Source organism: Metabacillus sp. FJAT-52054 (assembly GCF_037201815.1).
GTDB lineage: Bacteria > Bacillota > Bacilli > Bacillales > Bacillaceae > Metabacillus_B > Metabacillus_B sediminis.
Genome location: NZ_CP147407.1, coordinates 90,260 through 102,485, shown reverse-complemented (window position 1 = coordinate 102,485; position 12,226 = coordinate 90,260). Strand labels below are relative to the sequence as shown.

Annotated in this window: 12 protein-coding genes and 1 rRNA gene; all 13 read right to left on the bottom strand. The window is 47.1% G+C overall.

All coding sequences use genetic code 11. The features are described from left to right. Positions 1-100: 100 nt before the first annotated feature. A 16S ribosomal RNA gene (locus WCV65_RS00515) occupies positions 101-1,639 on the bottom strand. A 271-nt stretch (positions 1,640-1,910) separates the two neighbouring features. Beyond that, a complete protein-coding gene (gene lysS / locus WCV65_RS00510; RefSeq protein WP_338779308.1) occupies positions 1,911-3,410 on the bottom strand; it encodes a lysine--tRNA ligase in 1,500 nt (499 codons plus the stop codon). 62 nt (positions 3,411-3,472) lie between these two features. Then, a complete protein-coding gene (dusB, locus tag WCV65_RS00505; RefSeq protein WP_035412465.1) occupies positions 3,473-4,474 on the bottom strand; it encodes a tRNA dihydrouridine synthase DusB in 1,002 nt (333 codons plus the stop codon). A 27-nt stretch (positions 4,475-4,501) separates the two neighbouring features. Beyond that, positions 4,502-4,708, bottom strand: coding sequence for a helix-turn-helix transcriptional regulator (locus WCV65_RS00500; protein WP_035412468.1), 207 nt, complete (start codon positions 4,706-4,708; stop codon positions 4,502-4,504). Continuing rightward, positions 4,660-5,187 (bottom strand): 2-amino-4-hydroxy-6-hydroxymethyldihydropteridine diphosphokinase, encoded by a 528-nt coding sequence (gene folK / locus WCV65_RS00495; protein ID WP_338779305.1) that lies wholly within the window; start codon positions 5,185-5,187, stop codon positions 4,660-4,662. Before folK ends, WCV65_RS00500 begins: the two co-directional genes overlap by 49 nt. Next, complete coding sequence (gene folB, locus WCV65_RS00490) at positions 5,184-5,546, bottom strand: dihydroneopterin aldolase (protein WP_035412474.1); 363 nt, start codon at positions 5,544-5,546, stop codon at positions 5,184-5,186. The genes folK and folB overlap by 4 nt, the downstream gene beginning before the upstream one ends. After that, complete coding sequence (gene folP, locus WCV65_RS00485) at positions 5,539-6,396, bottom strand: dihydropteroate synthase (RefSeq protein ID WP_338779301.1); 858 nt, start codon at positions 6,394-6,396, stop codon at positions 5,539-5,541. The genes folB and folP overlap by 8 nt, the downstream gene beginning before the upstream one ends. 13 nt (positions 6,397-6,409) lie before the next feature. Then, positions 6,410-7,267 (bottom strand): aminodeoxychorismate lyase, encoded by an 858-nt coding sequence (pabC, locus tag WCV65_RS00480; protein WP_338779299.1) that lies wholly within the window; start codon positions 7,265-7,267, stop codon positions 6,410-6,412. Next, positions 7,267-7,857 carry an aminodeoxychorismate/anthranilate synthase component II gene (gene pabA, locus WCV65_RS00475; RefSeq protein WP_338779297.1) on the bottom strand — a complete coding sequence of 197 codons (591 nt, stop codon included), beginning with the start codon at positions 7,855-7,857 and terminating at the stop codon, positions 7,267-7,269. Before pabA ends, pabC begins: the two co-directional genes overlap by 1 nt. Positions 7,858-7,875: 18 nt before the next feature. Continuing rightward, positions 7,876-9,285 (bottom strand): anthranilate synthase component I family protein, encoded by a 1,410-nt coding sequence (locus WCV65_RS00470; RefSeq protein ID WP_338779295.1) that lies wholly within the window; start codon positions 9,283-9,285, stop codon positions 7,876-7,878. A gap of 172 nt (positions 9,286-9,457) precedes the next feature. Beyond that, positions 9,458-10,375 (bottom strand): cysteine synthase A, encoded by a 918-nt coding sequence (gene cysK, locus WCV65_RS00465; protein WP_338779293.1) that lies wholly within the window; start codon positions 10,373-10,375, stop codon positions 9,458-9,460. Positions 10,376-10,442: 67 nt separating this feature from the next. Next, positions 10,443-11,318 (bottom strand): peptidyl-prolyl cis-trans isomerase, encoded by an 876-nt coding sequence (locus WCV65_RS00460; protein ID WP_338779291.1) that lies wholly within the window; start codon positions 11,316-11,318, stop codon positions 10,443-10,445. A 23-nt stretch (positions 11,319-11,341) separates the two neighbouring features. Then, a complete protein-coding gene (hslO, locus tag WCV65_RS00455) occupies positions 11,342-12,217 on the bottom strand; it encodes an Hsp33 family molecular chaperone HslO (protein ID WP_338779290.1) in 876 nt (291 codons plus the stop codon). Positions 12,218-12,226: the final 9 nt, after the last annotated feature.

Sequence of the window (12,226 nt, the reverse complement as noted above, 5' to 3'; positions counted from 1 at the left end):
AAGAACAAGTGTATAGAGAGAATGATCTCTCAAAACTAAACAAAGTCGAAGTGCGTCCGTTAATTGCTGCACCGCATGGGTGCTGATAATTCTTCCTTAGAAAGGAGGTGATCCAGCCGCACCTTCCGATACGGCTACCTTGTTACGACTTCACCCCAATCATCTGCCCCACCTTAGGCGGCTGGCTCCCTTACGGGTTACCCCACCGACTTCGGGTGTTGCAAACTCTCGTGGTGTGACGGGCGGTGTGTACAAGGCCCGGGAACGTATTCACCGCGGCATGCTGATCCGCGATTACTAGCGATTCCGGCTTCATGCAGGCGAGTTGCAGCCTGCAATCCGAACTGAGAATGGTTTTATGGGATTCGCTTAACCTCGCGGTTTTGCAGCCCTTTGTACCATCCATTGTAGCACGTGTGTAGCCCAGGTCATAAGGGGCATGATGATTTGACGTCATCCCCACCTTCCTCCGGTTTGTCACCGGCAGTCACCTTAGAGTGCCCAACTGAATGCTGGCAACTAAGATCAAGGGTTGCGCTCGTTGCGGGACTTAACCCAACATCTCACGACACGAGCTGACGACAACCATGCACCACCTGTCACTCTGTCCCCCGAAGGGGAACCTTCTATCTCTAGAAGTGGCAGAGGATGTCAAGACCTGGTAAGGTTCTTCGCGTTGCTTCGAATTAAACCACATGCTCCACCGCTTGTGCGGGCCCCCGTCAATTCCTTTGAGTTTCAGTCTTGCGACCGTACTCCCCAGGCGGAGTGCTTAATGCGTTAGCTGCAGCACTAAAGGGCGGAAACCCTCTAACACTTAGCACTCATCGTTTACGGCGTGGACTACCAGGGTATCTAATCCTGTTCGCTCCCCACGCTTTCGCGCCTCAGCGTCAGTTACAGACCAGAGAGTCGCCTTCGCCACTGGTGTTCCTCCACATCTCTACGCATTTCACCGCTACACGTGGAATTCCACTCTCCTCTTCTGTACTCAAGTCCTCCAGTTTCCAATGACCCTCCCCGGTTGAGCCGGGGGCTTTCACATCAGACTTAAAAGACCGCCTGCGCGCGCTTTACGCCCAATAATTCCGGACAACGCTTGCCACCTACGTATTACCGCGGCTGCTGGCACGTAGTTAGCCGTGGCTTTCTGGTTAGGTACCGTCAAGGTGCGGGCAGTGACTCCCGCACTTGTTCTTCCCTAACAACAGAGCTTTACGATCCGAAAACCTTCATCACTCACGCGGCGTTGCTCCGTCAGACTTTCGTCCATTGCGGAAGATTCCCTACTGCTGCCTCCCGTAGGAGTCTGGGCCGTGTCTCAGTCCCAGTGTGGCCGATCACCCTCTCAGGTCGGCTACGCATCGTCGCCTTGGTGAGCCATTACCTCACCAACTAGCTAATGCGCCGCGGGCCCATCTGTAAGTGACAGCATAACCGTCTTTTATCTCCGAACCATGCGGTTCGAAAAGTTATCCGGTATTAGCTCCGGTTTCCCGGAGTTATCCCAGTCTTACAGGCAGGTTGCCCACGTGTTACTCACCCGTCCGCCGCTGACCTCCGAAGAGGTCCGCTCGACTTGCATGTATTAGGCACGCCGCCAGCGTTCGTCCTGAGCCAGGATCAAACTCTCCAAAAAGTAGTTTGACTAGCTCTTGTTTGTTGCTTAAATTAACGTTGGCACTTCGATTTGTTTAGTTTTCAAAGATCATTTGGAAAAGTGAAGCTTTATTATAATACCATTCAGAGATTATGATGTCAACAACTTTTTTCATCTTAATTTCCGTTTCGCAACTGCGTTTTGCAGCAACGAATATTAATATACCACCCCGGAGAGCCCAGTGCAATAGTTTTTTAAAATAAATAAAAAGAAAGCTGGATAAAGTTCATCCGGCTTTCTTTCGTTCTATTTAACGGTGTCTCATTTGCGGGAACAATAGAACATCGCGGATCGATGCCGAGTTAGTTAAAAGCATAACAACGCGGTCGATACCGATTCCAAGTCCGCCTGTAGGAGGCATTCCATATTCAAGAGCTTCAATAAAGTCTTCGTCCATCAAATGAGCTTCGTCATTTCCTTGCTCACGTTCTTTCAGCTGACCTTCAAAACGCTCTTTCTGATCGATCGGATCATTCAGCTCAGTGAACGCGTTCGCGTGCTCGCGAGCGACGATGAAGAGCTCGAAGCGATCCGTGAAACGCGGATCTTCATCGTTTTTCTTAGCCAGAGGAGAAATTTCCACCGGATGGCCGAAGATAAATGTAGGCTGAATCAGCGTTTCTTCTACTTTTTGCTCGAAGAACTCATTGATGATGTGCCCCACTGACATATGCTCGGTTACTTCTACTCCGTGCTCTGCAGCAAGTGCCTTCGCTTCTTCAGGACTCATTTCTTTCCAGAAATCTGCACCGGTAGCTTCTTTTATGGCATCTACCATGTGAACTCTTTTCCACTCAGGCTCAAGATTTACTTCATGATCGCCATACTGAATCATAGTAGTTCCCCGCACTTCTTTTGCAATGTGGGCAATGAGGTTTTCAGTCAGCTTCATGATATCTTTGTAGTCTGCATATGCCTCATAAAGCTCGATCATAGTGAACTCAGGATTGTGGCGGGTAGAGATTCCCTCATTACGGAACACGCGTCCGATCTCGTACACTTTCTCAAGACCGCCTACAATTAGACGCTTTAAGTGAAGCTCGATCGCGATCCTCATATATAACGGCATATCCAGCGCGTTGTGATGAGTGATAAACGGACGGGCTGAGGCTCCCCCCGGAATCGAGTGCATGGTTGGAGTTTCGACCTCAAGGTATCCATGATCATCCAGGTAACGGCGCATGGATTGAATAATTTTGCTGCGGGCAATAAATGTTTGTTTGCTCTCAGGGTTCATGATTAGATCCAGGTAACGCTGGCGATAGCGCTGTTCGATATCTTTCAGACCATGATACTTATCCGGAAGAGGACGCAGTGATTTTGTCAAAAGCTCAAAAGAAGTCGCTTTAACGGAAAGCTCGCCTACTTTTGTTTTGAACATAACGCCTGTAACGCCTACGATATCCCCAAGATCCGCAGTGTTGAACAAGTCATATTGTTCCTCGCCTACTCCATCCATGCGAACGTAGATCTGGATTTGTCCTTGCAGATCCTGAATATGAGCAAATCCGGCTTTTCCTTTGCCGCGTTTTGTCATGATCCGGCCTGCGATGGTAACACGGCGTTCTTGATCCTCAAGCTCTTCTTTTGTTGTGTTCTCGAATTCTGAAAGAAGACCCGCTGTTTGATGGGTAGCATCAAAACGCTTCCCGAATGGATCGAGTCCTTTTTCTCTTAAAGTATGTAGTTTTTCCCGTCTAACCTGCAGCTGGTCGTTTAATTCTTCGTGATTCATTTCTTGTTCACTCACGGAATCCTCATCTCCTATTCTTCGTTAAAAGGGCGGCCGCTATAGGCCGGCCTCTTTATTCCTTATACAGCTTCAGCGCTATTTTCCTGTTTAGCTTCTATTTCTTCTGTAAATTCGTCCAGCAATGTAACCATATCCTGTCTAGTATCACACACATTGACGCCGTTGCGGACTTTAGCATTGCCTCTAATGCCTTTCAGGTACCATGCAGCGTGCTTACGCATTTCCCTCACCGCTACGTGTTCGCCCTTCAGCTCAATCAGTCGGTCAAGGTGGAGCTTGCAAACAGCCATTTTTTCTCTAGCAGACGGTTCTTCTGCCAATTCACCTGTTTCAAGGTAATTAACTGTACGGTAAATCATCCACGGATTTCCCAGTGCAGCCCGGCCAATCATCACACCGTCTACTCCAGTTGTATCAAGCATTCTTTTTGCATCCTGCGGTGTTTCAACGTCTCCGTTCCCGATAACCGGGATACGAACCGACTCTTTCACCTGTTTAATGATATCCCAGTCCGCATGCCCTTCATACATTTGTACACGGGTACGCCCATGGACGGCCACAGCCTGTCCGCCGGCACGTTCAACAGCCTGCGCATTCTCGATAGCAAAGATATGATCGCTGTCCCAGCCGATTCTCATTTTTACCGTAACGGGCTTATCGACGGCATCGACAACCGCGGCTACCATTTCGTAGATCTTGTTCGGATCGAGCAGCCACCTTGCTCCTGCGTCGCATTTCGTAATCTTTGGTACCGGGCATCCCATATTAATATCAATAATATCGGCTGTTGTGTTTTTATCAACAAACTTCGCAGCTTCTACTAATGTATCTTTCTTACCGCCGAAAATTTGCAGGCTGAGCGGTTTTTCCCGTTCATCAATGAAAAGCATGCCCATCGTTCTTGCATTATTATATAAAATTGCCTTATCACTGACCATTTCCGCACAAACAAGGCCCGCACCGAATTCTTTGACGGTTAGACGGAAGGCCGCGTTGCATACTCCAGCCATAGGGGCAAGGACGACACGGTTCTTCATCTGAATGTCGCCAATTTTGAACATCCATTCTCCCTCCTTTCATTCATTCTTTTATTCTTCAGGTGATAGTTCCTCAACTGGAACCTTCAGTGTATCAGCCATTTCTTTCACAAAATCACGGCTTGGGATCCGGTTGCCCCGCTCTACTTCGCCAAGGACTGAAACCGAGATGCCAAGATCCTTCGCGAAACTTTCCTGGGTGTAGCCCTTCAGCTTTCGGTAGGCCCGAATCCGCCTTCCCCATTTCTCAGCTTCCATAGTCTGACCCCTTCTTTGTCTGATAATTGTTCTATGATGACCGAAACCGGCTTGTTAACCGCCGGTATAAAAGCATTTGAATTGATTTCATTTAAAGGTATTAACACAAAAGCACGTTCCGGCAATCTTGGGTGCGGAACAATTAACCGCTCTGTTTCAATATTTTCATGATTATACAATAAAATGTCAAGGTCTAAAGTCCGCGGGCCCCACCTGATTTCCCTTGTTCTTCCCAGGGATTGTTCAATATGCTGAGTTTTATCAAGTAATTCACACGGGGTGTATGTGGTGGAAATTTCCACCGCCATATTTAAAAAAGCGTTCTGGTCCGTATAGCCGACGGGATCTGTTTCATAGATGGACGACAGCTTTGTGACCTCAATCTCCGGCTCTTCGTTAAGGAGCTTTATGGCATCCAGTAAATACGATTCCCTGTCCCCCATATTCGATCCGAGGGCAAGGTAGACCATTGCATTCATGATCTGCCTCTTGTGATTTCCACTGCCACATGATCATAATGCCCGGGTATAGGAGGGTCAGGCTTAATCAGTTTGATCGTTACAGAATGAATATCCGAAAATGCAGCCAGAATCTCTGAGGCGATTTTTTCGGCCAGTGATTCCACCAGCTTCTTCGGATCCCCTTCAATTACTCGCTGGCAAATCTTATAAAGATCAGCGTAATTCACCGTATGTTCAAGCTTATCCGTTTCCCCTGCTTTTTTCAGATCCTTCTCTATCGTGAGATCGGCACGGAATCTTTGGCCAAGCTTGTTTTCTTCCTTATACACACCATGATATCCGTAAAACTCCATTCCGGATACATAGATCTTATCCATGGCCATGGCACCCCTTCCCTATCATGGCATCCATCATTTTCGCCATCCTTGCTATTTCCTTTACATCATGGACCCGGACAATGCCGCAGCCCTTTTGGATGCCAAGGCATACAGTGGCTCCGGTTCCTTCCATTCTTTCCTCCGGAGGCAGGTCCAAGATCTTTCCGATGAACGTTTTTCTTGATGTTCCAAGAAGTACAGGATACCCAAGGCTCGTAAAGGCCTCTAAAGCTCCCATCACTTCCATGTTGTCACCGAAAGTTTTGGCAAAGCCTATTCCCGGGTCTAGAATGATTTTATTATTTTCAACACCGGCTAGCTCTGCAATGGCTACACTTTCCATTAAGTCCGTAATCATATCCGGTATAAGCTTTTCGTAATTGCGTTCCTTTCTGTTGTGCATAAGAATGATGGGGGCGTCAAATTCCGCCGCTGCCGCTGCAATGGCCGGCTCTGCCTTAGCCCCCCATATATCATTCACAATGTGAGCTCCCGCTTTGAGTGCCTCTCTTGCCACAGCCGCTTTGTAGGTGTCTACCGAAATAGGTGCATCCACTTCTTTAGCTAATCGTTCAATAACCGGAATCACACGTTCCATCTCTACCTCTTCAGGAACAAACTCTGCTCCGGGTCTTGTCGATTCCCCGCCTATATCAATGATGTCTGCCCCGTCCTCAACAAGCGCTCTCGCACGCACAATTGCCTGATCAAGCGAATTATATTTCCCGCCGTCGGAAAATGAATCGGGTGTAATATTTAAAATCCCCATGATCAGGGTCTTTTCATTGTAATTTAATGTGTAGCCGCGGCAATCCATCCCGGACTGCTTCACTAGTGTCGTTAACCCCATCAAACCTCATCCTTTACAGCTCATCTCGTGACCAAAGAGCATGGCGATATTTTGAATACTCTTCTTGTAGTTTCTGTATAACCGCCCCATCCTTCCCTGCAAATGATTGGATATCAATTTTAGAGAACGGAATCAATTCCTGCACAGAGTTGGTCATGAACGCTTCTTCCGAGGAAAGCAGATCATCCAGCGGAAAAAAGCCTTCTTTGTATGGAACATTCATTTTTTCACATAAGGCAAGAACGAATTTCCGGGTAACCCCATCCAATGCGCCCGTTTCAGGTGACGGAGTGAAGACGGTTCCTTTCTTCACCCAGAACAAATTGGAAACAATGCCTTCGCATACGTTATCTTCTTTCGTCAGAAAAATGCCCTCTGTATCCGGCTTGCCGTTCAGCTCTTTTTTGGCCAGAAAATTGTTCATGTAGTGGCTCGACTTCATCCTGAATGTTCCTTCAGGCGTATTCCTTCTTAATGTGAGCACTTGCCCCTGTTTTTGGTCAGCCGGGGCAGCAATCGGCCTTAAAAAACAGGAGATGACCGGTTCATCAAAAACCTGATCTGAAAATCCCGGGCCTCCATTACCTGCTGAAACCGTCAGCCTCACTGCTGCATTCCCATCTTTTATATGGTTGGCAGTGAGCAGTTCCTCAACCATTCCGTGAACCTGCCCGGCCGTCAAAGATGCTTTGATTCCGAGCACGGACAGGGAGGCATGCAGCCGGTCCAGATGGTCTTTTAATAAAAAAGAATGGCCTTGGTAGGCACGGAATGTCTCAAAGATCCCAAGGCCGTACATATATCCATGGTCGAAGAGGGAGATGCTCGCCTCTTCGGCCCTTATCATTTTGGAATTAAGATAAATAAACATTACAAGATGCTCTCTTCCGCTTTCTTGTAGGTTTGTATGAAATTTTCGAGCAGCTTTTTTCCTGCGGATGTCATGATGGACTCCGGATGGAACTGCACCCCTTCAATCGGAAGCTCTTTATGGCGGATGGCCATAATTTCATTCTGCTCTGTTTTTGCGGAAACGATAAAGCAGTCCGGAAGGGTTTCGTTCTTCACAATAAGTGAATGATATCTTGTCGCAAGAAATGGTGTTTCAATCCCGCTGAAAATCGTTTGCCCATCGTGCTGGATCTCGGATACTTTTCCGTGCATGAGCCGTTCAGCTCTTACAACGTCCCCGCCGAATACCTGGGCGATCGACTGATGGCCAAGGCATACTCCAAAAATAGGAATTTCGCCTGCAAATTCACGAATGGCTTCCAGGCTGATCCCTGCTTCATTCGGGCTGCATGGTCCGGGGGATATCATTAAAAATTCCGGATTCAGCTCACGAATTTCCTGAATGGTGATTTCATCATTGCGCCTCACCAGCAGTTCTTCTCCAAGCTCTCCCAAATACTGTACCAGGTTGTACGTAAATGAATCGTAATTATCAATCATTAAAATCACTCTGCTCACCTCATCCTTTTAATCGCTCAGGTCTTCACTCTGCTCTGCCGCTTTTAAGACAGCGGCCGCCTTTTTCAGAGACTCTTTATACTCATAGTCTGGATTCGAGTCAATCACAATACCGGCACCTGCCTGAATATAACCCATTCCATTTTGGGCAAAAAGAGTTCTGATAACTATATTCAACTCCAAATCGCCATTAAAATCAATCCATCCGATAGATCCTGTATAAATTCCGCGCCGTTTCGGTTCAAGCTCCTCAATGATTTCCATCGTCCGAACCTTTGGGGCGCCTGTTATTGTGCCGCCCGGGAATACGGCCCGGATAATATCGGAAAAATTTTTTCCATTTGCTAATTCTCCTTGGACATTAGAAACAATGTGCATCACATGGGAGTATCTCTCTATTGCCATGAACTCATTAACTTCGACTGTTCCATATTTGCACACCCGGCCGAGGTCGTTCCGTTCCAGGTCGACCAGCATGACATGTTCTGCCCGTTCCTTTTCGTTATCAATGAGCTCGGCAGCAAGCTTTACATCCTCTTCATCATCCTTTCCACGCGATCTCGTTCCGGCAATCGGTCTTGTACTAAGAATCGTCCCGCTTTTTTTAACTAACAGCTCAGGCGAGGCAGACACGATTTGAAAGTCCGGTGTTTCCAGATAGCTCATATACGGAGACGGATTGATCTCTCTTAATTTTTCATATATCCGGATGGGATGGTCATGAAGAGCTGCAGCTTGTCTTGTCGATAAATTGACCTGGAACACATCCCCTGCCGCAATGTAATCCTTTATCTTTATCACGGCTTCCTTGAATTGATCAGGGCTGAAATGGAGCTTAGGCTCGCTCCCCGCCTGAGTAGGCTGTGTCCGTTCTCCGTATGAAGGCGGGTTAAGCCACCTGTCCTCAAGCTCAGCAAGTTTCAGCCGCGCCTGCTCTGGTACCGAACTGTCCTCCAGCACAATCAGGTACACTTCGTCAGCTTCATGATCCAATATCGCAAGCTCATGGAAAATCATCCAGAAAAAATCAGGTGTTTGGAGATCATCTTCTCCTTTTTCCTGGAGCTTCTCAAAATGCCGAACCGCATCATAGCTGATGAAGCCAATCGCTCCGCTTTGAAAGTCCGGAAGCTCCGGATTCCTTTCGACATGAACGCCAGCCATCCACTCCTGAAGCCAGACAAGCGCATCCTCCTCTTTGAAAGTTTGCTGCTTACCGTCTTCTGTGAGCACGATTTCATGGTCTTTCGCGGAAATGACAGAGCGCGGAGACAATCCGGCTATGCTGTATCGGCCTCCTCTGCCGCTTTCAAGCAGTGCGTGATGCTTCTCACCAGCTGAAAGGCTTTTATATGTATGAAAAAAGTCATTTACTCGTTTTATTTTTTTGTAAAAAGGATAGTAAACCGTTTTTGGCATGGGGCACACTCCTATTTGGCATATAACGATATTTTACTTGATGACGGCTAAATTCTGCTACATGGAAATTTTGCTGCTAAAAAGCGGGAATGAGGTTCCGCTGAGGAACCAATGATCTTATACAAGTCTTCGGGACAAAAATAAAAACAGTCCGAGGACTGTTTTTATTTTTCTATTCAAATTGGTAAAGCGGTGTGCTCAAGTAACGTTCTCCATTACTAGGAATGATCGCTAGAACCTTTTTGCCTTTGCCCAGCTCTTTCGCAACCTTCAGCGCTGCATAGATGGCTGCACCGGAGGAAATCCCTCCTAGAACACCCTCTTGTTTCGCAGCAAGGCGTGCATATTCAAAAGCATCTTCATTTTTTACAGGGATGATCTCTTCATAAAGCTCCGTGTTCAGGATGTCAGGAACAAATCCCGCTCCGATTCCCTGGATTTTATGAGGTCCTGGCTTTCCTCCGGATAGGACCGGAGAATCGGCCGGCTCCACTGCATAAATCTTAATTCCTGGAAAATGCTCTTTTAAAACTTCGCCGGCACCCGTGATGGTTCCGCCTGTCCCAATACCTGCGATAAACGCATCAAGCTGATCCATTTGACGAACAATTTCCGGACCAGTTGTCAGACGATGGACCTCAGGGTTCGCTTCGTTTTTGAATTGCTGAGGCATGAAGTAACCATGTTCCTTGGACAGCTCTTCCGCCTTGCGGATCGCACCGCCCATTCCTTCTGCTCCGGGCGTCAGCACAAGCTCAGCCCCATAAGCACGCAGCAGGTTTCTGCGCTCCATGCTCATCGTATCCGGCATAACAAGAATCGCTTTGATTCCTTTTGCCGCCGCAACCATTGCAAGACCGATTCCTGTATTCCCGCTTGTCGGCTCGATTAGCGTGTCGCCAGGCTTAAGACTGCCGTTCTTTTCTGCCGCTTCAATCATAGCAAGGGCAATACGGTCTTTTACACTGCTGCCGGGATTCATAAATTCAAGCTTTAAATAGACATCTGCATAGTCGTCTTCAACTAGTTTATTCAACTTTACAATGGGGGTTTCCCCAATCAGTTCATGAATAGAATTTGCCACACGCATTGAAAGCACCTCTAATCCGAGTATTTTTATTGGTTTTATTAAAAGTTACCAATACAATTCGGAATTGTCAATCTTTTTGCCCATAAAACCATTCTGCTTTTGCTTCTTCCCACAGAGGTTTGACCGAGACCTCCCCTTCCATCTGCTCAAGCGCAAGCTGGCGGCGGATCTGCTCTTTTACCTCATTGTATGAATAGGTCCGCCCGTTTATTTTCTCATTCAAAAATAAAACGGCGTATCCCTTATCTGTCTTTACCGGCTGCTTGCTATATTCCCCGGCTCCCATGGAAGCAGCCGCTTTTCTGTAAGCCTTGGGAACGGATGTCTGGTCTTCAGTAATGAAACCAAGGTCTCCCTGCTGTTCCGAAGCAGACGCATGTTCCTCGGCAAGAGCTTGAAAACTGGATCCTGCTTTCAGCTCTTTAATCACATCTTCCGCCTGCTTCTCACTTTTCACCGCAATGTGCGAAAGGTGATAGGCATCATCGAACGCATACTGAGCTTTATTTTCGCTATAATAGGTCTTCATTGCTGCTTCGGAAACATTCACATCTCTCGTTAACAGCTCCTCAAGCAAAATGCTGTAGCGAATCTGTTTCCGCCATTCCTTTTCATTTTCCAAGCCTTCACTCTCCGTTACATTAGAGGAAGCCTTAAACATATCAAGCTCACGGTCGATGGTTTCATCCTTAACGGTGATGTTATATTTCTTCGAAAGCTCTTCAACAACACGGCTGTTCACCATTTGTTCGAGGGTTTCTTTTCCGAACCGGTTTTCAAGCTGTGCAAGCCATTCTTCCCTCGTTACTTCTGTTTTCCCAATTTTTGCAACGGTTTCTGAAGATTCATCCGGAGCTGATTCTTTTGACATAAAAAATAAGAAAGTTGCAAAATTCAATAGAGCAAGTCCAATAATCACGAACCACAGGGCTCTTTTATTCATTTCCCCACTCCCTGGCTGCGGTATTATTTAGATTCTGCTTTCAGTTCTTCAAGCTCTTCTTTAGAAAAAATATAGATTTCGTTGCAGAAATGGCACTGAGCTTCCGCCTGGCCGTCTTCCTCGATCATTTCATCGATCTCTTTCGTGCCTAGACTGATAATTGCTGAACCAAATCGCTCTTTTGAACATTGACATTTAAAGGATACGGGCAAGGTTTCAAGGATCTTCACATTTCCTTCTCCTAAGACCACATCCAGGATTTGTTCTGGAGACAATCCTTTTTCGATAAGCTTAGAAATCGGCTCCATCGCAGTCAGCCGCTCTTCAATGTTCGTAATCGTTTCTTCTTCTGCTCCCGGCAAGAGCTGAACAACAAATCCCCCAGATGCAAGAATTGTATTATCCGGATTCACAAGCACACCGACTCCTACAGAAGATGGTACCTGTTCGGATGAAACAAGATAATACGTGAAATCCTCGCCAAGTTCTCCGGATACAATCGGCACCTGTCCTGTAAAGTGCTCTCTCATGCCAAGATCCTTCACAACGGTCAGCATTCCCTCTGTACCAACAGCACGGGCTACGTCAAGCTTACCGAATTTATTCAAATCAAAGTGAGTCTGCGGGTGGGTAACATACCCTCTTACTTCCCCTTTAGCATTCGCATCAACAAGAATCGGACCAAGCGGACCGTTCCCTTCCACTTTGATTGTTAGTTTATCATTGCCTTTCAGCATCGTTCCAAGCATGATGCCAGCTGTAAGTGTTCTGCCCAGCGCAGCTGAAGCGGTTGGCCACGTTTGATGTCTTCTCTGGCCCTCTGCGACGGTATCGGTTGATTTAACGGCATATGCGCGGACTTGTCCATCATATGCCAATGCCTTTACTAAGTAATCCATGAACTATAT

Bases quoted from the DNA above. Each gene is read 5' to 3' on its own strand.
- WCV65_RS00500 (WP_035412468.1), bottom strand. From the start codon at position 4,708: ATGGAAGCTGAGAAATGGGGAAGGCGGATTCGGGCCTACCGAAAGCTG.
- folP (WP_338779301.1), bottom strand. From the start codon at position 6,396: ATGGGGTTAACGACACTAGTGAAGCAGTCCGGGATGGATTGCCGCGGC.
- WCV65_RS00460 (WP_338779291.1), bottom strand. From the start codon at position 11,318: ATGAATAAAAGAGCCCTGTGGTTCGTGATTATTGGACTTGCTCTATTG.
- cysK (WP_338779293.1), bottom strand. From the start codon at position 10,375: ATGCGTGTGGCAAATTCTATTCATGAACTGATTGGGGAAACCCCCATT.
- pabC (WP_338779299.1), bottom strand. From the start codon at position 7,267: ATGTTTATTTATCTTAATTCCAAAATGATAAGGGCCGAAGAGGCGAGC.
- dusB (WP_035412465.1), bottom strand. From the start codon at position 4,474: ATGTTCAAAATTGGCGACATTCAGATGAAGAACCGTGTCGTCCTTGCC.
- hslO (WP_338779290.1), bottom strand. From the start codon at position 12,217: ATGGATTACTTAGTAAAGGCATTGGCATATGATGGACAAGTCCGCGCA.
- folB (WP_035412474.1), bottom strand. From the start codon at position 5,546: ATGGATAAGATCTATGTATCCGGAATGGAGTTTTACGGATATCATGGT.
- WCV65_RS00470 (WP_338779295.1), bottom strand. From the start codon at position 9,285: ATGCCAAAAACGGTTTACTATCCTTTTTACAAAAAAATAAAACGAGTA.
- folK (WP_338779305.1), bottom strand. From the start codon at position 5,187: ATGAATGCAATGGTCTACCTTGCCCTCGGATCGAATATGGGGGACAGG.